Annotated in this window: 24 protein-coding genes and 1 other annotated feature; of the genes, 22 read left to right on the top strand and 2 right to left on the bottom strand. The window is 43.4% G+C overall.

All coding sequences use genetic code 11. The features are described from left to right. Positions 1-2 precede the first annotated feature (2 nt). The 20 genes from BQ5796_RS10985 (at position 3) to BQ5796_RS10890 (ending at position 17080) form a co-directional block, all read left to right on the top strand. On the top strand, positions 3-1310 hold the full coding sequence (locus BQ5796_RS10985; protein ID WP_071460276.1) for a bifunctional folylpolyglutamate synthase/dihydrofolate synthase: 1308 nt from the start codon (positions 3-5) through the stop codon (positions 1308-1310). 360 nt (positions 1311-1670) lie between these two features. Next, the gene (locus tag BQ5796_RS10980; RefSeq protein WP_071460275.1) at positions 1671-2447 is read left to right on the top strand and encodes a prepilin peptidase; all 777 of its coding nucleotides are present in this window, start codon (positions 1671-1673) and stop codon (positions 2445-2447) included. After that, positions 2444-3340, top strand: coding sequence for a type IV pilus biogenesis protein PilM (locus tag BQ5796_RS10975; protein WP_071460274.1), 897 nt, complete (start codon positions 2444-2446; stop codon positions 3338-3340). Before BQ5796_RS10980 ends, BQ5796_RS10975 begins: the two co-directional genes overlap by 4 nt. Positions 3341-3459: 119 nt before the next feature. Further along, the gene (locus BQ5796_RS10970; protein ID WP_071460273.1) at positions 3460-4407 is read left to right on the top strand and encodes an SPOR domain-containing protein; all 948 of its coding nucleotides are present in this window, start codon (positions 3460-3462) and stop codon (positions 4405-4407) included. Positions 4408-4592: 185 nt separating this feature from the next. Next, positions 4593-5165 carry a Maf family protein gene (locus BQ5796_RS10965; RefSeq protein WP_071460272.1) on the top strand — a complete coding sequence of 191 codons (573 nt, stop codon included), beginning with the start codon at positions 4593-4595 and terminating at the stop codon, positions 5163-5165. 55 nt (positions 5166-5220) lie between these two features. Beyond that, positions 5221-5910 carry a RadC family protein gene (gene radC, locus BQ5796_RS10960; RefSeq protein ID WP_071460271.1) on the top strand — a complete coding sequence of 230 codons (690 nt, stop codon included), beginning with the start codon at positions 5221-5223 and terminating at the stop codon, positions 5908-5910. Between the two features lie 157 nt (positions 5911-6067). Beyond that, positions 6068-7090, top strand: coding sequence for a rod shape-determining protein (locus tag BQ5796_RS10955; RefSeq protein ID WP_071460270.1), 1023 nt, complete (start codon positions 6068-6070; stop codon positions 7088-7090). A 34-nt stretch (positions 7091-7124) separates the two neighbouring features. Next, positions 7125-8000 carry a rod shape-determining protein MreC gene (mreC, locus tag BQ5796_RS10950; RefSeq protein ID WP_071460269.1) on the top strand — a complete coding sequence of 292 codons (876 nt, stop codon included), beginning with the start codon at positions 7125-7127 and terminating at the stop codon, positions 7998-8000. Then, the gene (gene mreD / locus BQ5796_RS10945) at positions 7997-8515 is read left to right on the top strand and encodes a rod shape-determining protein MreD (protein ID WP_071460268.1); all 519 of its coding nucleotides are present in this window, start codon (positions 7997-7999) and stop codon (positions 8513-8515) included. Before mreC ends, mreD begins: the two co-directional genes overlap by 4 nt. Before the next feature lie 85 nt (positions 8516-8600). Next, complete coding sequence (minC, locus tag BQ5796_RS10940) at positions 8601-9281, top strand: septum site-determining protein MinC (protein WP_071460267.1); 681 nt, start codon at positions 8601-8603, stop codon at positions 9279-9281. A 1-nt stretch (position 9282) separates the two neighbouring features. Then, on the top strand, positions 9283-10089 hold the full coding sequence (minD, locus tag BQ5796_RS10935) for a septum site-determining protein MinD (protein ID WP_071460266.1): 807 nt from the start codon (positions 9283-9285) through the stop codon (positions 10087-10089). Between the two features lie 133 nt (positions 10090-10222). After that, the gene (locus BQ5796_RS10930; RefSeq protein WP_071460265.1) at positions 10223-10996 is read left to right on the top strand and encodes a M23 family metallopeptidase; all 774 of its coding nucleotides are present in this window, start codon (positions 10223-10225) and stop codon (positions 10994-10996) included. Next, on the top strand, positions 10989-11855 hold the full coding sequence (locus BQ5796_RS10925; RefSeq protein ID WP_071460264.1) for a M50 family metallopeptidase: 867 nt from the start codon (positions 10989-10991) through the stop codon (positions 11853-11855). Before BQ5796_RS10930 ends, BQ5796_RS10925 begins: the two co-directional genes overlap by 8 nt. Before the next feature lie 76 nt (positions 11856-11931). Next, the gene (locus BQ5796_RS10920; protein ID WP_071461269.1) at positions 11932-13395 is read left to right on the top strand and encodes an Rne/Rng family ribonuclease; all 1464 of its coding nucleotides are present in this window, start codon (positions 11932-11934) and stop codon (positions 13393-13395) included. Positions 13396-13467: 72 nt separating this feature from the next. Further along, positions 13468-13545 (top strand) — a sequence feature (ribosomal protein L21 leader region). A gap of 14 nt (positions 13546-13559) precedes the next feature. Continuing rightward, on the top strand, positions 13560-13868 hold the full coding sequence (gene rplU, locus BQ5796_RS10915) for a 50S ribosomal protein L21 (protein WP_071460263.1): 309 nt from the start codon (positions 13560-13562) through the stop codon (positions 13866-13868). A 10-nt stretch (positions 13869-13878) separates the two neighbouring features. Continuing rightward, on the top strand, positions 13879-14223 hold the full coding sequence (locus BQ5796_RS10910) for a ribosomal-processing cysteine protease Prp (protein WP_071460262.1): 345 nt from the start codon (positions 13879-13881) through the stop codon (positions 14221-14223). Position 14224: 1 nt separating this feature from the next. Beyond that, on the top strand, positions 14225-14518 hold the full coding sequence (gene rpmA / locus BQ5796_RS10905) for a 50S ribosomal protein L27 (RefSeq protein WP_046526219.1): 294 nt from the start codon (positions 14225-14227) through the stop codon (positions 14516-14518). 158 nt (positions 14519-14676) lie between these two features. Then, positions 14677-15231, top strand: coding sequence for a Spo0B C-terminal domain-containing protein (locus tag BQ5796_RS10900; protein ID WP_071460261.1), 555 nt, complete (start codon positions 14677-14679; stop codon positions 15229-15231). An 84-nt stretch (positions 15232-15315) separates the two neighbouring features. After that, positions 15316-16608, top strand: a complete 1293-nt coding sequence (obgE, locus tag BQ5796_RS10895) for a GTPase ObgE (RefSeq protein ID WP_071460260.1) — start codon at positions 15316-15318, stop codon at positions 16606-16608. Between the two features lie 16 nt (positions 16609-16624). Then, positions 16625-17080, top strand: coding sequence for an ACT domain-containing protein (locus BQ5796_RS10890; RefSeq protein ID WP_071460259.1), 456 nt, complete (start codon positions 16625-16627; stop codon positions 17078-17080). 347 nt (positions 17081-17427) lie between these two features. Here the strand turns inward: BQ5796_RS10890 and BQ5796_RS10885 are convergent, their stop codons facing one another. After that, positions 17428-17961 (bottom strand): transcription repressor NadR, encoded by a 534-nt coding sequence (locus tag BQ5796_RS10885; RefSeq protein ID WP_071460258.1) that lies wholly within the window; start codon positions 17959-17961, stop codon positions 17428-17430. Between the two features lie 76 nt (positions 17962-18037). Further along, positions 18038-19162, bottom strand: coding sequence for an IscS subfamily cysteine desulfurase (locus BQ5796_RS10880; RefSeq protein WP_071460257.1), 1125 nt, complete (start codon positions 19160-19162; stop codon positions 18038-18040). A 90-nt stretch (positions 19163-19252) separates the two neighbouring features. Here BQ5796_RS10880 and nadB point away from each other — a divergent pair, with 90 nt between their 5' ends. Both nadB and nadC read left to right on the top strand, forming a co-directional pair. Beyond that, positions 19253-20860, top strand: coding sequence for an L-aspartate oxidase (nadB, locus tag BQ5796_RS10875; protein WP_071460256.1), 1608 nt, complete (start codon positions 19253-19255; stop codon positions 20858-20860). Beyond that, the gene (gene nadC, locus BQ5796_RS10870; protein WP_071460255.1) at positions 20814-21644 is read left to right on the top strand and encodes a carboxylating nicotinate-nucleotide diphosphorylase; all 831 of its coding nucleotides are present in this window, start codon (positions 20814-20816) and stop codon (positions 21642-21644) included. Before nadB ends, nadC begins: the two co-directional genes overlap by 47 nt. The last annotated feature ends 16 nt before the right edge of the window (positions 21645-21660 follow it).

Below are 21660 nucleotides of genomic sequence, written 5' to 3'. Positions count from 1 at the left end.
GAATGTTTTCGACATATGAGGAAGCGGTACGGTGGATTCATTCAAGGCTGCGCTTAGGAATAAAGCCGGGACTTCGAAGAATGGAAGTGATGATGGAGAGGCTAGGGAACCCCGAACGAACTCTGAAGACGATCCATATCGGCGGAACAAATGGAAAGGGTTCGACTGTTACCTTTTTACGATGTATTCTCGAGGATGCAGGCTATGCGGTGGGAACTTTCACCTCACCGTATTTTGAGCACTTTAACGAGCGAATCAGTATAAATGGAAAACCATGTGAAGATAAGGATATTATCGAGTTAGTCAATTTAATCAAGCCGCTTGCAGAAGAACTGGAAGAAACCGAACTTGGTGGTCCAACAGAGTTTGAAGTAATCACAGCAATGTCTTTTTACTATTTTGCAAAAATGGCTCCGGTTGATGTGGTGTTGTATGAAGTTGGGCTCGGCGGAAGGTTTGATTCCACCAATATCATTCACCCCCTTCTTTCCATCATTACAAGTATAGGGCTTGACCATACGGGGATTTTAGGGGAAACATTAGAGGAAATAGCTTTCGAAAAAGCTGGGATAATCAAAGATGGCATCCTGGCGATTTCAGGTGTTCACCAAGAGGAGGCTGCTGCAGTCATAAGGAGAGCAGCAGCGGAGAGAGAAGTGCCATACTATGAAGCTGGTGCCCAATTCAGCGTCACTTCTTATGCAGCAAATGTCGATGGCAGCAAGTTTGACTACCGGAGCCTGTTTTCCCAGCTTCCTAACTTGTATGTCAGCATGATGGGAAAACATCAGGCAGAGAACGCTTCCCTTGCGGTTATGGCATCAGAACTGCTGGCAAGAGAAGGCCATTTTCTTATTTCAGAGAAAAGCATCCGTTCAGGAATCATGCGAGCAAGTTGGCCAGGAAGATTTGAAATTATCGCTCGCACTCCGTTTGTGGTGATAGATGGCGCCCATAACGAAGAAGGAATCAAGGCGCTTGTCCATACGTTGACCAGCCAATACTCCGAAAGAAAAAAAACGATTGTATTTGCTGCTTTAAGGGATAAGAAGTTTGAGACTATGATCAGTATGCTCGATTCCGTTTGCGATGAATTGATTTTTACCACATTTGATTTTCCGCGAGCAGCTTCTGCCGAAGAGTTGCATAGCGCAAGCAAACATGAGAAGGGCTGTGCTATGGCGGATTGGAGAAGCGCAATTAATGCAGGTCTGTCTCATCTTGAAGGAGAGAATATGCTGATTGTTACAGGCTCGCTATATTTTCTTTCAGAGATAAAACCATATATTGTGGCTAATCTTGCTCGATAATAAGGAGACGTCTGTCCTAAGGTATCAATATTGGGACAGGCTTTTTTTGTTTCAGCACAAGAGACTGATACGCATTATGAGGGGCTGCGGCCTACTCTCTAGAAGGCGGAATCAACCAAGTTTCGGGCATAATCAACCATCTTCATGAAAAAATCAACCAAACGCAGCAGCAGCGTCGTTTTGTTGATGCGCACGCCCTCCGCCTGAGCGCTTTTCCTTATTAATTTATGGATTTTTTTTGTCGGTTTTCCAAAAGTGATGCTGCTGAAAAGGGGTGCGAAGTATAATGGTGGAAAGCACTTTTATTAGGAGGGAGGGAGAAAAAAGGCTTTACGAAAAATAAATATAGGAGAATGAAATATGTTATTACTATTGCTCTTTATTGTCGGACTCGTTTTCGGCTCGTTCTACCATTTGATAGCCCTACGTGTACCGAAAGGGGAATCCATCCTGTTTCCCGGTTCCCATTGTCCAGAATGCGGGCACAGGCTAAAAAGCCACGAGCTTATCCCTCTTTTCTCCTTTGCAATGCAGCAAGGGAAATGCCGTCACTGCTTTAGCTCTATTCCACTCACTTCCCCCGCGGCTGAACTTTCTACTGGCATCCTATTTGTCATTTCCCCATTGATCGTCGGGTGGAAGCCCGAACTGTTCCTTGCGCTAACGCTAGCATCAATGCTCATCATCATTTCTTTTTCAGATTTGGAATATATGATTATTCCAAATAAAATCCTCATACCTTTTTTTCTTCTTATTTTCTTTTTTCGGATCTTTGTCCCCCTAACGCCTTGGTGGAATTCCTTAACAGGCTCGGTCTTTTGCTTTGCACTGCTGTATATCATCAATCTTGCCAGCAATGGGAAAATAGGAATGGGTGATGTGAAGCTGTTTGCAGTAATTGGGCTTGCAACTGGATTAAAAACAACCTTGTTATCCTTTTACTTATCTGCATTATTTGGATCGGTGTTTGCCGTATTAGGACTATTGTCAGGTTCTTTGAACAAGAAAACTGCGGTGCCATTCGCACCTTTTATCGCTTTAGGCACATTGGTTTCCTATTTTTGGGGAGAATCTATCATCACTTTATACGAAGGAACTTTATTCAACATCAATCAAATAGAAGGTATGTTTTTATGAGAGCAGCCAGCCTATATCGTAAAAAATCCATTGGTCTCGCTTTTAATGACCATTCCATCAGGTTCATTGAAATTGAATCCCCTCTATTTCCTGTCATTCGCCGATGTGGAGAGAAATTTATCCAGGAAGGGGTTATTTTTCATGGCCAAATAAAAAATTATCAAATGTTCTCTATGCTGCTTGACGAGTGTTTCGTTGACTGGGGATTAAAGAAGTGCCCTGTCCGGATCCTTTTACCTGAAACGAGTGATAGTAGGAGCGAGAGCGAGATGCTTCAGGATCGAATGCCTCTTCAAAAAAACAAGTATGCAGTTGAAGTTTTATCACTGCTGCAAAAAGCTGGCTTTAAACCATTCTCGATAGAAACACCGCCAAACTCCATTGGCAGGCTTTGCCGCTATATCTTTGAACAGGAGAAGGTCACAAGGCTGATTATCAACTTTGACCTTTCTTGTGTCACTGTTTATATCCAAGGTGGGCTACATTCTATGAAGCTTCAAAGAAAGCATTTTAATTTTGATTTTACCTGGAGAGTAAGGCTTGGCAGAACGGGAGAACAGGAGCTTACACCAATACAAAAAGAGATATCCTCTGATATTCAGTATCAAAATATATACAAGGAAATCAATGGGTTAATAGTGGAACACAACAGCCTGAAGGAAGAGGATGAGATTACTGAAATGCTCCTGATAGGAGACCATCCTGATTTAGAGAAAATCCATGATGAAATGATCGGCTTCTTTTCTATCCCGGTCGATTCTCTTGAATATATCGCAAAAGCGAAAGGCTGCTATTCTTTCCCGCGCAGTCTCTACCTTGCATGCGGTACAGCGATGGGGGATATTCAGCATTTTCCTTTGCTTTTAAGGCCAAAGAAAATTTTTTCTTTTTGAAGAGACAGCTTGATGAAAAATTTGGCGAATTCCTTAGAGGACAAGACGACAAAAGTCTTGTTCTTTTTCTTTTTTTATATGCTAGAATGAACGGACTTACAATGAATGGGGGAATTTAATTGGACAAGCGTGGGAAGACAATCACAATCAGGATCAGCGGCGAAGAACGTCCGTTAAAACGTACCCAACAGCCGGAAAAAATAGAGAATAAAAATGCGAATAATAAGCAGCGGTACAAGGTTGAACATTGGCGTGAAACAGCTGCAGCTCGTGAGAACGATGAGGAAAGCTTTGATTGGATTCTTCCTGCCCCCTTACATAACGAGAAAAAAGTAAGAGATGGGAAGATCGAGCAAGAGGCATTGCTGAAGACAGATGTATTCCGGATGCCTCCGTTAAAGAAAAGTAACGGTCAATCAGCCATTGTCCGCAAAGTACTTGGAGCCGTCGCTCTTGCAATCATTGTGGGAGTAATATTAGGTTTTGCCATTCTTAGTGTCGTAACAGCGGACAAGAACGGACCTATTGCAAAAGAAACGACAACCACGGAGGAAACAAAGGATGCTACAAAAAGCGGGAGGGTGACTCTGGCTCCTCTTGATCTATTTATTGTGCAGGGCGGAGTGTACAGTTCGATTGAGGCAGCTGACAACAGTTTAAAGGAGATTAATGCTAAAGGGGTACAGGGAGAAATCATTGACTCTGGAGGAAAACTCACGATAGTCCTAGCAGCCTCTCCAACACTTGAAGAAGCAAAGGAAAGAGCTTCGGATTTGAAGGAAAATGGGATTGATGCCTTTGCAAAATCATTTTCATTTGGCGGAGGAGAATGTACCTATTCAAGTGAAGAGGAAAAATTGGTGTTAAACCTTATTCCAGCTGCAATGAAGAACTTGCTTGGAAGCAAAGGGCAAAATGCAGGGGAAGCAGCTGGAAGTATGAAAAAGGTAGCCTCCGATCAGCTTTCCGACAAAAATATTAAAAATATGCACGCACTTATATTAAAATCTGATGGAGAGGATGCTCTTCTCAAATTGATGGGAGAATACAGTAAGTTATGTAAGTAGAAATGTATCCTGATATTTACAGAAATTATTTTCTGGGAAATAGCCATATTAAGAGGGCTTGCCAAATAAAAGGCAGGCCTTGAAAGTTTTTGTTTGTTTATGCCGCTTTTCGTTGTCTGGAGACAAGAATTTTGTTACCATTAATTTGTATCTCCCTAATGCATATCCACAGGAAAGGTGATTCCATGCAACACCTCATTTTAGCCTCTGCTTCTCCTCGGAGAAAAGAACTCCTGATGAATCTCCATCTTCAATTCGACATTTCCGCAAGCAATGCAGATGAGACCATTGAAAGCGGCATGCCTCCGGCTGAGGCAGTAATGGAACTTGCTTCACGTAAATCGAGATATGTTTCTTCCAAGCACCCTAGTTCTTTCATCATCGGATCGGATACTGTTGTCGTTCACGGAGGTGAAATACTTGGAAAACCTTCGGATGCATCCGAGGCGCGGAGCATGCTTAGAAGGCTATCAGGAAACTCCCACACCGTCTATACTGGGGTTTCTATCATATCTCCTGAAGCGGAACATCGTTTTTACGAAAAAACAGACGTTACTTTTTGGGAGCTGACAGATGAAGAGATTGAAGCATACATCAATAGCGGGGAACCGTTTGACAAAGCCGGAGGATACGGGATACAGGGTTTTGGAAGTTACCTTGTTAAAGAAATTGCTGGTGACTATTACACCGTGGTTGGACTCCCGGTGGCAAGGACGATAAGGGAGCTTAGAAAAGCCGGCTTCCATCTCCCGTTTTAGCGATTTTTTCACCATTCATCTCCAGACCTCCCGAACAAACAGGGAGGAAAGTGCGTTGAAGAAGGAACAGTTATTGATTCGGGATTACCCACAGAACGAAAGACCAAGGGAGCGGTTTCTGATAAATGGGCCGCAAAACCTTTCCAATCATGAGCTAATTGCGCTTCTGCTCTGTACTGGTACAAGAGAGGAGTCAGTTCTTCAGCTTGCAGGAAGGCTCTTGACAAAGTTCGAAGGGATCCGCCTGCTAAAGGACGCAACAATGGAGGAACTAACATCCATCAAAGGTATCGGAAAAGCGAAAGCTATTCATTTATTGGCGGCAGTTGAAATTGGACGGCGCATCGCAAACAGTACAATCGACGAACGCTATATAATCCGTTCGCCGGAAGATGGTGCCAAGTTTCTAATGAATGATATGCGTTTTTTATCGCAGGAACATTTTGTCTGTCTTTATTTGAACACGAAAAACCAGGTCATTCACAAACAGACAATTTTTATCGGCAGTCTGAATGCCTCCATTGTCCATCCAAGAGAAGTATTCAAAGAAGCTGTTAGGAGATCTGCTGCATCTGTTATTTGCGCTCACAACCATCCTTCCGGAGACCCAACGCCAAGCAGGGAGGATATCGAAGTGACAAAGAGGCTTGCTGAGTGCGGCAAAATTGTCGGAATCGATGTCCTTGACCACTTGATTATTGGAGAGAATAAATATGTCAGTCTAAAGGAAAAAGGTTATGTTTGATACTATGATTTTATTTGACCTTACGATATAATATAATTTATGATTTTTGCGGCTGTAATGATGCCGCAAAGAGCCGGTGAGCGTTCGAGATACAAGCCGCCGCTATGGACATCTGCATGGAAAAAAATTGGAGTTTTTCAAGAAAGGGAGATACAACATGTTTGGAATTGGTACAAGAGACCTTGGCATTGACCTGGGGACTGCAAATACACTTGTCTACGTAAAAGGAAAAGGAATCGTGCTTCGCGAACCTTCTGTTGTCGCTATGCAGACGGATACGAAATCGATCGTTGCTGTAGGGAATGATGCGAAGAATATGATCGGAAGGACACCTGGAAATGTAGTTGCGATGCGCCCGATGAAAGATGGCGTAATTGCAGACTATGAGACAACCGCAACAATGATGAAATATTATATCAAACAGGCGACGAAAAACAAAGGGCTGTTTGCCGGCAAACCATATGTTATGATTTGTGTCCCTTCGGGTATCACAGCTGTAGAAGAGCGTGCGGTTATCGATGCTACACGCCAGGCTGGCGCAAGAGATGCCTTTACTATTGAAGAGCCGTTCGCTGCAGCTATAGGTGCCAACCTTCCTGTATGGGAACCGACCGGAAGCATGGTAGTGGACATTGGCGGAGGAACAACAGAAGTTGCGATCATCTCCCTTGGCGGAATTGTTACTTCTCAATCAATCAGGGTTGCAGGTGATGAAATGGATGATGCCATCATCAGTTATATCAGAAAGACGTATAATTTGATGATTGGTGAAAGGACATCTGAAGCTATCAAGATGGAAATAGGATCAGCAGAAGAACTAGAAGGCATTGATAACATGGAAATTCGCGGACGCGATCTTCTTACAGGTCTTCCGAAGACAATAGAAATAACGGCAGCTGAAGTTGCAGTAGCATTGCATGATACCGTTTATGCGATCGTCGATGCGGTCAAGCTCACCCTTGAAAACACTCCACCTGAACTTGCGGCAGACATCATGGACCGAGGCATTGTTTTAACAGGGGGAGGCGCGCTCCTCCGTAACCTTGACAAAGTTATTGGAAAAGAAACAAAAATGCCTGTGCTTATCGCTGAGGACCCGTTGGACTGCGTTGCCATCGGTACTGGAAAAGCGCTTGACCATATCGATCTGTTTAAGAACAAAGCAAAAGAATCCCGTTAAGATAATTGTTTAACAATAATAGAGGTGTAAAGTCATGCCACAATTTTTCCTGAACAAAAGACTGATTATGCTGTTGGTCAGCATTATTCTCCTCGTGGCATTGATTGGGTTTTCCTTAAGGGATCGGGAGGAGTTGACCTGGCCGGAGCAGTTCGTCAAAGATACGACAGGCTGGGTCCAATCCCTGGTTTCGCGGCCGGCCCATTATATTGCCGGGTTTTTTGAAAATCTTGTAGACTTGCAGAATACATATGATGAAAACAAAAAACTGAAAAAACACCTTGATGATATGGCTCGCCTTGAGGCAAAAGTGTATTCGCTTGAAAAAGAAAACAAGGAATTGAAGGATGTGCTCGATAAAAAGAGCTCCCTTGAAGATTACAAGCCAATGCAGGCGAGGGTGATTGCCAGAAGTCCAGATCGACTATGGCATGAAAAGATAATCATCAATAAAGGTAAATCTGACGGTGTTAAAAAGAATATGGCTGTCATGACTTCTAGAGGGTTAATCGGAAAAATCAAAAGCACCACTCCGTTTACTGCGACTGTCCAGCTCATGAGCGGAACAGATACGGCAAACCGTATTTCCGCTGCGCTTCAAGGAGAGAAGCAGCTTTATGGTACCATTGATGGTTTTGAGGAAGAAAGCAAATTGCTGAAACTGAAGGGACTGCCGTTTGACGCTAAAATAAAAAAAGGTCAAAACGTAGTGACATCAGGACTCGGGGGAGTTTTTCCTCCAAACGTACCAATCGGGAAAGTTATAAAGGTGAAACCGGGAGAACTAGGTCTCAACCAGACAGCTCTAGTGAAGCCGGATGCTGATTTTTATGACATCCATCATGTCATGGTTCTTACAAGGCTGATGCCAACTCCTCCTTCAGCCTCTATAGGGGAGGGCGGACTATGAAGCGCCTAGGTTTGCCTCTTCTGTTTGTTTTTTTGTTTATATTGGAGAGCTTGTTTGTGGAATTTCTCCCTGCAGAACTATTTCATAGCGCAAGAGTTATGGTTCCGCGCTTTTTGTTAGCCGCTATTCTCTTTCTTACTGTGTATGGAAACGAAAAGAAGGGCATTATTTATGGTTTTATCTTTGGTCTTCTTTTTGATATGGTGTATACAGAAATTCTTGGAGTTTACCTTGTGCTCTTTCCGCTACTTGCCTATATCTTTTCAAACGTAATGAAAATTCTTCAGACAAATGTTGTAGTGGTATCCGCAGTGTCACTGCTTGGCATTGCTCTTCTTGAAGTTGGCGTCTATGAAATGAATCTGTTAATCCATATTACCGATATGGATTTTTCAAGCTTTGCAAGCGTCCGCTTGTTTCCGACACTAGTCCTGAATATGGCATTTCTAGTTCTGGCAGCTCTCCCATTTAAGAGTCAGTTTGAAAAATATGCCGATTTTTTACGAAACGAATAAGAAATAATTCTGTTCAATCTATTCAAAAAAAGGAGATTGGAATCAGGCTGTCGAATCTCTTTTATCATCGAGGTGAACCACCTGTATGAAAAATAACCAAAATGTTACGATTAAAGGGACAAAAGACGGGCTAACGCTCCATCTTGATGATACATGCTCCTATGAGGAATTAAAAAAAGAGCTTGATCGAAAACTGGTGAATACGAGTAATCACCATGAAACAGACAAGATGCTTACTGTGAAAGTAAAGGCTGGAAACCGCTACTTATCTCAGGAGCAAAAGGAAGAGTTAAAAGAAGTAATCCGGCAGAAGCGAAACCTTATTGTAGACAGCATTGATACTAATGTCATCACAATGGAACAAGCAGAAGAAATGATGCGGGAAAACGAGATTGTGACAATTGCCAGAATCGTAAGGTCCGGACAGGTGCTGGAGGTTACCGGGGACATGCTGTTGGTTGGAGATGTAAATCCAGGCGGAACAGTCAAGGCCAGCGGAAATATTTTTATACTGGGGTCTTTAAAGGGAGTGGCCCATGCTGGTTTCACTGGAAACGAGAAAGCGGTCATCGCTGCATCTGCAATGAGGGCATCTCAGCTGCGCATTGCCGGGTATGTCAACCGAGCACCAGACGGAATCCCTGAACAGGAAGAAAAAGTGATGGAATGCGCTTACATAACCGATGACGGTCAAATTGCCGTCGATAGATTGCAAGCTCTGATTAAAATCAGACCAAGCTTAACAAGATTTGAAGGAGGCCGCTAAATTGGGAGAAGCAATCGTGATTACATCCGGGAAAGGCGGAGTTGGCAAAACAACAACATCCGCAAATATTGGTACAGCTTTGGCCCTTCAAGGGAAAAAAGTATGCCTTGTCGATACCGATATTGGCCTTAGGAACCTTGATGTGGTGATGGGCCTTGAGAACCGGATTATCTATGATCTTGTTGATGTCATCCAAGGAAGATGCAAAATCCATCAGGCCCTTGTAAAAGATAAGAGGTTCGAAGACAAGCTTTACCTCCTTCCTGCAGCCCAGACAACCGATAAAACAGCTGTACAACCGGAGGAAATGAAGAAGCTTGTCGAGGAATTGAAACAAGACTATGATTATATCATTATAGATTGCCCTGCAGGAATAGAACAGGGATACAAAAACGCAGTAGCTGGTGCAGATAAGGCCATTGTGGTCACCACTCCTGAAATTTCCGCTGTAAGGGATGCTGATCGAATCATCGGTCTACTCGAGAAGGAAGAAAATGTAGAAGCACCGAAGCTGGTTATTAACAGAATACGAAACCACTTAATGAAAAATGGCGATATGCTCGATGTCGATGAAGTAACAGCACATCTTTCGATTGAACTGCTCGGAATTGTAGCAGATGATGATGAAGTGATTAAGGCATCAAACCATGGGGAGCCGATTGCGCTTAATCCTAATAGCAAGGCATCGATAGCGTATCGCAACATTGCCAGGAGAATTCTTGGCGAATCTGTACCCCTTCAACAGCTTGATACTGGAAATGAAGGAATGTTCTCCAAACTGAAACGCTTTTTTGGAGTGCGATCTTAAGTTTTGTGTATTATCAAAAGGCCGTTGCAAACGTTCCGTTTGCGACGGCCTTTTTTGCGTTTTCCTAAAGGAATACATAGATAACTTGTTTCATAGACTTGTACAAACTGTCTAAAAGGAATGGGTGAGAGAAATGGGGTCAAGAGTGGATGAAATCAGAAAGCGCATTGAGAAGCGGAATAGACTAAAAGAGCGTTCATCACGCGGGTCGGTGGCAGGGAAGATCGCAGAGACGGAGGAACTTCATGGCTTTGACCCGTTTCCTTCTTATGAAACGAGCCCTGATGAAGGGCGAACTCCTGTCTTCAGTAAAGAACTGCTTCTGTTCAAAGTCCTTTTCGCGGCATGTCTTTTCCTTGGGGTGGCCATTCTTTTTAGGAATGGAGGAGAATCCACCGCACCTGTAAAAGCATTTGTGCAGAAGACAATGCAAAAGGAGTTTGAATTTGCATCAGTGTCTGGATGGTACGAGGAAAAATTCGGTAAGCCGCTTACCCTGTTGCCAAGGCAGGATGACAAGAATGACAGTAAGCTCACACCAGCCAATCAGGATGCTGCATTACCGGCTTCTGGAAAAATATTAGAAGAGTTTAGGGATGACGGGCAGAAGATTACGATTGAAACAGGCAAAGACGCTGCTGTGGAAGCAATGATGGGAGGAAGGATTAACTTTATTGGCGAGAAGGAAGGCTTCGGGAAAACAGTCATTATTCAGCACGCAGACCGAAGCGAATCATGGTACGGAAATCTTGAACGAGTGGATGTCGGTCTTTACGAATTTGTCGAAAAAGGGAAGCATATCGGAAAGTCGGCAGAATCAAATGAACGCGAAAAAGGTTCCTTTTACTTCGCTATTAAGAAAGGGAATGATTTTGTAGACCCTATTCAGGTGATTCGATTTGAGTAAAGCCATTGGCTTGTTTAAAATTACCCGCCTGCATCCGCTTCTCTTTTTTGTTATGTTTCTTGCAGTTGTTACAGCCCACTTCATCGAGCTTTTGCTCCTTTTACTTATTATTTTTGTTCATGAACTCGGCCACGCAGCAGCAGCAAGCCATTTTTCTTGGAGAATTCGGAGAATCACACTGCTGCCTTTTGGCGGTGTCGCCGAAATGGACGAACATGGGAACCGATCGTTGATGGAGGAGACCATAGTTGTAGCGGCGGGGCCTTTTCAGCATCTTTGGCTTGCAGGGCTTAGTATGCTGCTGTATGAGGTTGGGATATTGCCGGAATATTGGCATACGCGATTCATGGATTTTAATAAAATGGTGCTATTATTCAATCTTATTCCTATATGGCCGCTTGATGGAGGGAAACTTTTGCTGCTCTTCTTTTCTCTTTGGGAGCCTTTTGGGCGTGCACACCGAAAAATGCTTCTTTTCTCTACCGCTTTTCTGGCATTGTTCGCTGGATTAGCTGCTTTTATGGGTCCTTTCACATTGAATGTATGGATTATTCTTTCCTTCCTATGTTTCTCCATGTACTTTGAATGGAAGCAAAGGAGGTATGTTTTCCTTCGGTTCCTCATGGAGAGGTACTACGGTAAAAGCGGCGACTTTCGCCACCTTAAGCCGCTGAATGTTACGGAAGAAGAGAAACTACATTCCGTTCTGGAACAATTTCAACGAGGATGCAAGCATCCAGTGATTGTGACCAGAAAAGATGGCAATAAAACTTCGCTTGATGAAAATGAACTGCTGCATGCGTATTTTGCAGAAAAGATGCTTACCGCCAAAATAGGGGATTTGCTATACACGTATTGAAAATAGATAATAGATAGGCAGGGGTACCCCTGCCTATACGTATACTATAAAAAAGCGGGGAAGCAAATTGGATAGAATGATTATTAATTCAAATACTGCTGAAAAGCGGTATGCCTATATGAAAAAGGGAAAAATAGAAGCACTCTACATCGAACAGCCCGGACAGCAGTCGAATGTTGGAAACATATATCTCGGGCTTGTGGAAAAAGTAGTGCCAGGAATGAATGCTGCGTTTATTAATATCGGGACAGGTAAAAGTGGTTATCTTCATCTTGAAAAATTGCCTGCGTTTGTTTTAGGAGAGGGGAGCAAGACGGAAAAACTTTCTCGTGGTATCGGCCGGTATATTCATCAAGGAGAACGGATTCTCGTCCAAGTCGACAAAGATGAAACAGGCTCTAAAGGGGCGAGGTTGACTGCTATCGTGGAGCTTAAGGGGGATATCCTCGTTTATATGCCATCGGGCAACTATATTGCCGCCTCTAAAAAACACAGCGGTCCGGAAATTCGGAAAAAAATGATGAAATTGGGGGAGGCAATCAGGAATCCAGGAGAAGGGATCATCTTCAGAACATCTGCATCCCAACATAGCCAAGAAGCGGTCGCAGCAGAGCTTCAGGAACTTAGAAATCTTTTTTCAGAGATAGAAAGAAAGGCGGAAAAATATAAAAAACCATGTGTTATACATAAAAAGGATACTTTCTATGAAGCACTAATCAATGAGTTGGACAGGCTGAAGCCCGCGGAAATAGTTTCAGATCAGCCGGAAATGAGAAAACGGCTTGCGCGCACTATAACGCGATATGAAGGAATGTCTATTGTGCCATATAACGGGAAGGAAAATATTTTTTCTTTTTACGGTGTGGAACAAGAAATAGAAAAGGCGCTCCACAGGTTAGTTTGGCTTGAGAACGGTGCATATTTGATTATGGATGACGCGGAAGCTTTGACAATCATTGATGTCAATACAGGGAAATTCACAGGGAAAAGCAGTCTTGATGAGACAGTATTTGCTGTCAATAAACTTGCTGCAAGAGAAATTGCCAGGCAAATCAGGTTGAGGGATATCGGCGGAATCATCTTGGTCGATTTTATTGATATGAAGGATGATGCCAGCAGAGAAGAAATTGTAAGGATACTATCCGCGTCTCTTGGGGAGGACGGAAGGAGAACAAGAATTTTAGGTTTCACCTCTCTTGGAATTCTCCAGTTAACGAGAAAAAAGACAAAGCGATCCCTTGGCGAAACGCTTATGGAAAAATGCAGGGTTTGTAACGGAACAGGAAAAGTAATATCTCCTGAAACAGTGGCTTTCCGCTTGGAAAGAGAATTGTTTGGCTACAGGGGAACAGAGTATGAAGCAGTGCGTGTGGAAGCGGATGAGAAAGTGGTGAAACTGTTTCTCGAAAATGATGGGGAGCATAAAGCATATTTGGAAAATAGTACCGGTCTCACTGTAGTTTTCACAGTTGTTCCATCAGAAACACCGTTTTATTCTATTCGGAAGCTTGGCAGTGTAGAAGAGATTGCTGGAGAATAATAGTCTGTATTAAAATCATTATTGACACTATGTATTCTGTATGATAATATTTTTATGTTATGTTTGTAGCGCACCACGCTACAACCGCACGGAACAGGCAGGGAAGACTTGTGCGAGCAGGCGCCTGTGATGGCGAGTCTTAGTTTAGAGGAGGTGCAAGTGGAATGTACGCAATTATCGAAACTGGCGGTAAGCAAGTGAAAGTAGAAGCTGGACAGGCAATCTACATTGAAAAGCTTAACGCAGAAGCAGGCGAAACAGTTACTTTTGACAAAGTTCTTTTCGTCGGTGGCGAAAACGTGAAGGTAGGAAGCCCTGTTGTTGAAGGTGCTACCGTGACAGCTAAAGTTGAAAAGCAAGGCCGTCAAAAGAAAATCATCGTTTTCAAATACAAAGCAAAGAAGAATAATCGCAAGAAGCAAGGTCATCGTCAGCCTTACACAAAAGTAGTAATCGAAGCGATCAACGCTTAAGGCAAAGCTGATGATTTCAGTTACGATTTATCGCACTAAATCCGGTATGATTTCTTCCTTTGCAATTAGCGGCCATGCCTTTTTTTCAGACAGAGGAAAGGATATCGTTTGCGCAGGCGTTTCCGCCGTTTCTATCGGTGCAATCAATGCTGTGAACGCCATCACCGGTGTAACTCCGCTCATTGAACAAAATGAAAGCGGCTATCTCAGCTGTACAGTCCCGGAAGCTCTTCATGAAGATGTGTGCGAGAAAGTACAACTTCTGCTCGAGGGAATGATCGTCTCATTGCAGACTATTGAAGAAGAATACGGAAAGCACATAAAGATTACCTTCAAAAAACAGGAGGTGGAATAAAATGTTATTGAAATTGGACCTTCAATTATTCGCATCCAAAAAAGGGGTAGGTTCTACAAAGAACGGTCGTGACTCCATCGCGAAGCGCCTTGGCGCAAAGCGTGCAGATGGCCAGTTCGTTACAGGCGGATCTATTCTTTACCGTCAGCGTGGCACGAAGATTTACCCAGGTGTTAACGTTGGCAAAGGCGGCGATGATACCCTTTTTGCAAAGGTTGACGGCGTTGTGAAATTCGAACGCCTTGGCCGTGACAAAAAACAGGTAAGTGTCTATCCAGCTGCTCAAGAAGCTTAAGCAAAAGAAACCCTGACCTTTTGGCGGTTAGGGTTTTTTTGTACTTGGAACAGGTAAAATATTCCGGAATGACCCGTTTATTTCTCCTTTTTGCTTACGCTTCCCGTCTTTTTTGTTATACTATTTTCAAGCAGTAAAAAGAGTAGGAGCCAATAAGTATGAAAAAAGAGTGGGATACCATCAAGGTATTGCAGCATGTACGCCATGACTGGCTTAACAGGCTGCAGCTCATTAAAGGAAACCTTTCCCTTAACCATGTGGACCGGGCGAAGGAAATCATTGATGAAATTATTGTGGAAGCCAGGCATGAAGCAAAGCTTACCAATTTGAACCTCCCTCAATTCGCCTCTTCGCTGTTAACCTGCAATTGGGATAATCATTTTTTTCAGTTAGATTATGAAATCGCTGATTTGCCTCATCGCGGAAAGATCCATGACAGCCTTTTAGCAGAATGGGCTGAGGATTTATTCTCGGCACTCGATGGTTCGATAGAGCAATTTCAAGACAATCATCTATCGGTGCTTATAGAGCCGTTGAATGACGGAATCAGATTCTTTTTTGATTTTTGCGGAATAATAAAGGATAAGTCAATTCTAAAAGGCTTTCTTGAAAATCATGCGGAACCATCCCTTGTATTGGATGCGTGGAACATCCATGATACTGCTGTTTCCATTGAAATCTTTAGTTTTTATTGCAGGGGCAGGGTCAAATAGTCTTTTCTTTTAAGAGAATTATTTTTAGAGTAATACAAATGCATCATGACTTGAAAAAACATTGGACAGGTGGTATATAACAGGATGTTTGTCGATCAGGTTAAAATATATGTAAAAGGCGGCGACGGCGGCAACGGAATGGTTGCTTTCCGTCGGGAGAAATATGTTCCGAACGGAGGTCCGGCCGGCGGAGATGGCGGACGCGGAGCGAATGTTGTGTTCGAGGTAAATGAAGGATTAAGGACGTTAATGGACTTCAGGTACCAGCGCCATTTCAAAGCTCCAAGAGGAGAGCACGGCATGTCGAAAAACCAGCACGGTAAAAATGCCAAGGATATGATCGTTAAGGTTCCGCCGGGAACCGTCGTAACGGACGCTGAAACAAAGGAAGTCATTGCAGATTTGACAGAACATGGTCAGCAGGCCGTTATTGCCAGAGGCGGAAGAGGAGGTCGCGGTAATACAAGATTTTCCACTCCTGCTAATCCTGCACCGGAATTGTCAGAAAACGGGGAACCAGGACAAGAGAAGGATGTTATACTGGAACTGAAGCTGTTGGCTGATGTTGGACTTGTCGGTTTCCCGAGCGTAGGAAAATCAACACTTCTATCAGTTGTTTCTGCGGCTAGACCGAAAATCGCTGAATATCATTTCACTACAATCGTACCAAATCTGGGCATGGTTGAAACGGGTGATGGCAGAAGCTTTGTAATGGCGGATTTGCCCGGTTTGATAGAAGGAGCACATGCCGGTGTCGGCCTCGGTCATCAGTTTCTAAGACACATTGAAAGAACACGGGTGATTGTTCATGTCATCGACATGGCATCGATGGAGGGGCGCGACCCTTATGAGGATTACCTTACTATTAACAAGGAACTGAAGGAGTACAATCTCAGGCTTACGGAAAGGCCGCAAATTATTGTTGCGAACAAAATGGACATGCCGGAAGCAGAGGATAATCTTGTGATTTTTAAAGAGAAGCTTCAGGAAGATCACCCTGTTTTCCCTATCTCTGCCATTACGAGAGAAGGCCTTCGAGACTTAGTTTTTGCAATCACCGACCTTGTTGAGAGCACACCAGAATTCCCTCTTACAGAAGATATAGAAGAAGAGGATGGGATGCACCGGGTTGTATACCGCCACGAAGAGGACAAGGATATGTTCGAAATTACGAGGGATTCTGATGGTACTTTTGTGCTTTCCGGTGAGACGATTGAAAAGCTATTCAAAATGACCAACTTCGCTAGTGAAGAATCAACTAGAAAGTTTGCCCGTCAAATGCGCGGCATGGGAATTGATGATGCCTTGAGAGAACGTGGTGCCAAGGATGGGGACACTGTCCGTATCTTGAAGTATGAATTTGAATTTGTGGAATAAAACCAGGGGTGGCAATATGAAGCTGAACAATGAGGACCAAAAGTTTTATCTTGTCAGGGAAGATGTCCTGCCTGAGGCGATGAAGAAAACCCTTGAAGCTAAAGAAATGATTGAACGTAAAAAGGCCGAATCCGTCTGGGATGCTGTCCAGCGCGTTGACCTTAGCAGAAGTGCCTTTTATAAATATCGAGATACTGTTTTTCCTTTTCATACTATTGTAAAGGAAAGAATCATTTCTCTTTTCTTTCATCTTGAGGACAGGTCCGGTACACTATCCAAGCTTCTGGCTATGGTTGCATCTTCAGGATGCAATGTTCTGACTATCCATCAGACGATTCCATTACAGGGGAGAGCGAATGTAACGCTTAGCTTGAATGTGACGGAAATGAATATGTCAATGGATGAACTCCTGGCGCAGCTAAGAAAACTAGAATTCGTTGATAAAGTAGATGTATTGGGATCAGGAGCATAGCGAGCTGAAAGATGTTCCATGCCAGTGTACAACAACGACTGCAGCTGCTGTCCGCTGATCCCGGAGGAGTTTTAGCGCCTTCCGTCCGATCAACATAATGCGATTAAATGAATAATTAAGACTTCACTATAGAACGTCTGAATTCCTAACTTTTAAGGGATTTGGACGTTCTTTTTTACTTTTTCATGAAATGTAAGCTTTTTGAAATGACGGAAAAAGCGTGAAAAGAGAGCGAAAAAGAGAATAGCTATACTAATCCTAAAATATGGATTAGTATAGCTTTATGGTTTTCCCCGTGTTTTAACGGCCGCATTAGAAATGAGATATACTGCTTTTTCTTTTTTACTCTATTCCATCAAAAATCCTGCTCCTTTAAGCGCCTTTACTGCATCATCCAAGATGCTTTCGCTTTGAGCAGTAATGGTGTGCAGATGTACCCCATCGGTGAGTTCCGAAAGATAACCCGCTTGCGTATCACGAATTTTTTCCATGAACTGCTTTACTTCCTTGCGATTCGATACCATGATGGAGGCGGTGAGATCACCGTACACAGGATGCTCGATTTTAACATCCTTCACTGTCGCTCCTTCATCTACGATTAATATCAGTTCTTCTTCCGTCCTTTCCGGAGGATGGATGCAGGCAACAATTCTTTCAGAGAAAACAGGAGAGGCTGCAGCCATATAAAGATAGCCTTGGCTCGTCGCAATGATTGGTTCATTCCTTGCTTTGAGAAGGGTGATGTCGCTGACAATCACTTGTCGACTGACGCAAGCCATTGCTGCAAGTTCACTTCCTGTAATGGGATGTCCACTGGTTTTGAGGGCATCCAACAGCATTTCTCTTCTCTCATTCCCTGTCACTTTCTTCGATAGGCTCATAATATCTTCTCCTCGATTAGTTTCTTTATAGAATACTACCATAATTTAAAATAATGGTCTTTAGGGAAGAGGTTTTTTAAGTAGTCAAATCGTGCAAGAATTGGCCTAGTTGATTTACGTCACTTTCTGTTGTATTCCTACCGAACGAAATGCGAAAAAACTCTTTCGCTTTTTTTCCTTCTACCCCCATTGCCATCATTGTTGGAGAGATGTTTTGCATATCAAGACTGCAGGCGGTGCCAGCAGAAATGGCAAATCCTTTTCTGTTGGCTTCAAGCATTACCCACTGTCCTTCCATCCCGTGAATGCTTAACCCGACAATACCAGGGAGTTGATTCTTTTCATCTGACCCATGTAAGGTCATTTTGTCAGCTATAGGCATAAGATAATTCAGGAATTTATTTCTAAGTCCCTTGTGCAGTTTTCTCGTACTCTCAATGGTAGAAACAGCATTCTCTGCTGCAGATGTCATTGCAATAATTCCAGGAACATTTACAGTGCCGGGGCGGAACCCTTTTTCATGGCTGATTATGCTGTTCATCCGTTTCCATGCGATACTTGGTCGGATATATGCAGCACCTGTTCCTTTTGGTCCATAAAATTTATGGCCTGAAATGGTTAATGCATCTACAAATGGGGTAATATGCTTCACTTCTGTTTTACCGAAGGATTGTACGAAATCGCTATGGAGCAGGATTTTGTTTCTATCGCAAATTCGTGCTATTTCCTCGATTGGTTGCAGCGTTCCAATTTCAGAGTTAGCATGCTGTACTGATATTAATGCTGTATGTTCGTCGGCTGATTCTTCCAGTCTTTCCAGGTCGACATGGCCGGAAGCTGTCATTGGAATCATGGTGACATGGTAACCGTTATTTTGGAGCATTTCAATTGTCCCTAATACGGATGCATGTTCTGCTTGATTTACAATAATATGTCTTTTAGTGAATGGAATAGATGACAAAAGTGCACGAATGGCAAGGTCGTTGCTCTCAGATCCTCCGGATGTAAAGTAAAGTCCATCGGGGTCTACACCCAACAGATTAGATAGAGTCTTTCTGCAGTTTTCCAGTAATGCTTTTGCCTCTCCGCCTGTGTCATGGAGACTTTGGCTGTTTCCGAACAGTTGGGTTGCGGCTTCAACATAGAGGGTGGCAGCGTTAGAATCTAATGGGCATGTAGCAGCATAATCAAAATATATCATGTCATCTTCTCCTAAAAAAAAGTCTTGTCAACAGTGTAAAACTATGTAAAGATATGTGTCAAGACACCTGTTGGTTAAGGGGAATATCTTATGAGAGAAATAGATGTATTAATTATCGGAAGCGGCATTGCAGCGCTTCAGGCAGCAGCCAAACTTGATGAGAAGCTAAATGTTACGCTTCTCACAAAAGGTGAGGTTAGGAGCAGTAATACATATAAAGCGCAAGGGGGAATCGCGGCAGCAGTGGGTGATGACGATAACACTTGGCTGCATTGTCAGGACTCCATTGATGCCGGAGCGGGACATTGTGACAAGGATGCAGTTTTTAGCCTAACAAAAGAGGGACCTAGATTAGTAGCTGAATTGCAGAAAGACGGTTGTCATTTTGACTTCAACCAAGCCGGAAAACTGGAACTTGGGCTTGAAGGTGCACATCGAAAAAAACGGATTCTTCACAGCGGTGGAGATGCAACAGGGCGCGTTCTTGCAGAACATTTATTATCTAAGCTGAACAGCAATATCACGGTTTATGAGCATACCTTTGTTTTTGAGCTCATTCAAGATAAAGCAGGGCGCTGTATCGGTGTAAAAGCACGCACTGAAGATGGAAGAGTAGTAGACTTTTTTGCGGCTTACACCATCATCGCGACAGGAGGAGGAGGACAACTCTATAGCTGTACTTCTAATTCCTCTGGAGCTACTGGTGATGGAATAGCTCTGGCTTATATTGCAGGCGCCGATTTGGCTGATCTCGAATTCATTCAGTTTCACCCTACGTTGCTTTTTCAAGATGGCAAAGCTTGCGGCCTTGTATCCGAAGCTGTCCGTGGTCAAGGAGGAAGACTTGTAAATGAAACAGGTGCTTCTTTGTTGGAGAAGAAACACCCACTTGGAGATTTGGCTCCAAGGCATATTGTATCGGCAGAGATATATGCTTCCATCATGGCAGGGAAGTCCGTATTTCTTAATATAAAAAATATTAGCCGATTTGAAGAGAAGTTCCCGACTGTTACAGATCTATGTAAGAAAAGCGGACTGCTTCTCGAGGCAGGAAGAATTCCTGTGGCACCAGGCTGCCATTTTTTTATGGGAGGAATCTTAACAGATAATGTGGGAAGAACGTCCATTAAAGGATTATTGGCAGTAGGAGAGGTAGCCTGCACTGGCGTACATGGTGCAAATCGGCTTGCGAGCAATTCGTTGTTAGAGGGTCTTGTTTACGGAGAAAGAGTTGCAGATTTTATCAATGAATCTTTAAAGGGAAAGGAAGTGCCTAATCGGACCTTAGCTGTTTCTAAGTCTGTCAACCCGAAAACGGGGTTAGCCCTTCCAGAACGACGGGAATTGCAGGAGAGAATGATGGAAAATACCGGAATAATAAGGACGCAAGAAAATCTTGAAAAAAACCTGCAATGGATTCGCAGTTTTCAGCTTGATCATTGGCTAACAGCCGATTTAGCGGCGCTCTCAAGTAAAGAAATCGAAAACCTCTTCCTGCTTCTTGTGGGAGAAATGGTTACAGATGCTGCCCTCAAAAGAGAAGAAAGCAGAGGTGGCCATTTCCGTGCCGATTTTCCAGTGGCAAGTGAAGATTGGGAAGGGAAAAGAATCATTCATAACCGTTACAAAAGACAAAAGGGGGAAACGATGAATGAATTTGCTGAAACTCCGTTTAATGCTCGAACAGTTTCTTCTTGAAGATATCGGGGACCGGGATCTCAGTGCTTCCATTTTCAACAAGCAGGAAAAAGGGAGCATTATCTTTATTGCAAAAGAGCAGGGTATCTTTGCTGGAGGAGATATTATTAGAACGGTCTTTTCCCTGCTTGATTCTAGTACTTCGGCTACCGTGCATGTATCCGAAGGCGGCATGGTGGAGGAAGGGCAAAAGCTTGCAGTGGTGGAAGGACAAATATCCGAACTGCTCAAGGGGGAGCGAGTCGCACTTAATCTCGTTCAGCGTATGTCCGGTATTGCCACCGTAACAAGAGAAGCTGTTGATGCGCTTGGCAGGAGCAAATCTCGCATAACGGATACAAGAAAGACAACGCCTGGACTCAGGATGATCGAAAAATATGCTGTGCGATGCGGAGGGGGAGTCAACCATAGATACGGCCTATACGACGCAGTGATGATAAAAGATAACCATATTGCTTTTGCTGGATCCATTACGGAAGCTATAAGTGCTGCAAGGAAAAGTCTTGGCCATATGGTGAAGATTGAGGTAGAAACGGAAACGGAAGAACAAGTAGCAGAAGCGGTGGAGGCAGGCGTTGACTGCATCATGTTTGATAATAGGAAACCAGAAGAAATACAATCATGGATAAAGCGGGTACCTCATGGAATTTTGACGGAAGCATCGGGAGGAATCAGCTTTAATAAACTTCCTGAATACGGGGAAACGGGTGTCAACTATATATCCCTAGGTTACATTACACATTCTGCAGCTGCGCTTGATATTAGCGTAAAAGTAGAAGCTTGATGGAAGGAGAGAGAAA

This window comes from Bacillus massilinigeriensis, assembly GCF_900111815.1.
Lineage (GTDB): Bacteria > Bacillota > Bacilli > Bacillales > Cytobacillaceae > Mesobacillus_C > Mesobacillus_C mediterraneensis.
This window is presented reverse-complemented; position numbering and strand designations above follow the sequence as displayed.

What these genes read in the sequence shown, in the direction of transcription:
- rplU (WP_071460263.1), top strand. Translation starts at nt 13,560, where the DNA reads ATGTACGCAATTATCGAAACTGGCGGTAAGCAAGTGAAAGTAGAAGCT.
- BQ5796_RS10975 (WP_071460274.1), top strand. Translation starts at nt 2,444, where the DNA reads ATGAGAGCAGCCAGCCTATATCGTAAAAAATCCATTGGTCTCGCTTTT.
- rpmA (WP_046526219.1), top strand. Translation starts at nt 14,225, where the DNA reads ATGTTATTGAAATTGGACCTTCAATTATTCGCATCCAAAAAAGGGGTA.
- BQ5796_RS10900 (WP_071460261.1), top strand. Translation starts at nt 14,677, where the DNA reads ATGAAAAAAGAGTGGGATACCATCAAGGTATTGCAGCATGTACGCCAT.
- BQ5796_RS10965 (WP_071460272.1), top strand. Translation starts at nt 4,593, where the DNA reads ATGCAACACCTCATTTTAGCCTCTGCTTCTCCTCGGAGAAAAGAACTC.
- BQ5796_RS10880 (WP_071460257.1), bottom strand. Translation starts at nt 19,162, where the DNA reads ATGATATATTTTGATTATGCTGCTACATGCCCATTAGATTCTAACGCT.
- mreC (WP_071460269.1), top strand. Translation starts at nt 7,125, where the DNA reads ATGCCACAATTTTTCCTGAACAAAAGACTGATTATGCTGTTGGTCAGC.
- BQ5796_RS10930 (WP_071460265.1), top strand. Translation starts at nt 10,223, where the DNA reads ATGGGGTCAAGAGTGGATGAAATCAGAAAGCGCATTGAGAAGCGGAAT.
- BQ5796_RS10910 (WP_071460262.1), top strand. Translation starts at nt 13,879, where the DNA reads ATGATTTCAGTTACGATTTATCGCACTAAATCCGGTATGATTTCTTCC.
- nadB (WP_071460256.1), top strand. Translation starts at nt 19,253, where the DNA reads ATGAGAGAAATAGATGTATTAATTATCGGAAGCGGCATTGCAGCGCTT.
- BQ5796_RS10920 (WP_071461269.1), top strand. Translation starts at nt 11,932, where the DNA reads ATGATTATTAATTCAAATACTGCTGAAAAGCGGTATGCCTATATGAAA.
- BQ5796_RS10985 (WP_071460276.1), top strand. Translation starts at nt 3, where the DNA reads ATGTTTTCGACATATGAGGAAGCGGTACGGTGGATTCATTCAAGGCTG.
- BQ5796_RS10885 (WP_071460258.1), bottom strand. Translation starts at nt 17,961, where the DNA reads ATGAGCCTATCGAAGAAAGTGACAGGGAATGAGAGAAGAGAAATGCTG.
- BQ5796_RS10980 (WP_071460275.1), top strand. Translation starts at nt 1,671, where the DNA reads ATGTTATTACTATTGCTCTTTATTGTCGGACTCGTTTTCGGCTCGTTC.
- BQ5796_RS10955 (WP_071460270.1), top strand. Translation starts at nt 6,068, where the DNA reads ATGTTTGGAATTGGTACAAGAGACCTTGGCATTGACCTGGGGACTGCA.
- BQ5796_RS10890 (WP_071460259.1), top strand. Translation starts at nt 16,625, where the DNA reads ATGAAGCTGAACAATGAGGACCAAAAGTTTTATCTTGTCAGGGAAGAT.
- minC (WP_071460267.1), top strand. Translation starts at nt 8,601, where the DNA reads ATGAAAAATAACCAAAATGTTACGATTAAAGGGACAAAAGACGGGCTA.
- obgE (WP_071460260.1), top strand. Translation starts at nt 15,316, where the DNA reads ATGTTTGTCGATCAGGTTAAAATATATGTAAAAGGCGGCGACGGCGGC.
- nadC (WP_071460255.1), top strand. Translation starts at nt 20,814, where the DNA reads ATGAATTTGCTGAAACTCCGTTTAATGCTCGAACAGTTTCTTCTTGAA.
- mreD (WP_071460268.1), top strand. Translation starts at nt 7,997, where the DNA reads ATGAAGCGCCTAGGTTTGCCTCTTCTGTTTGTTTTTTTGTTTATATTG.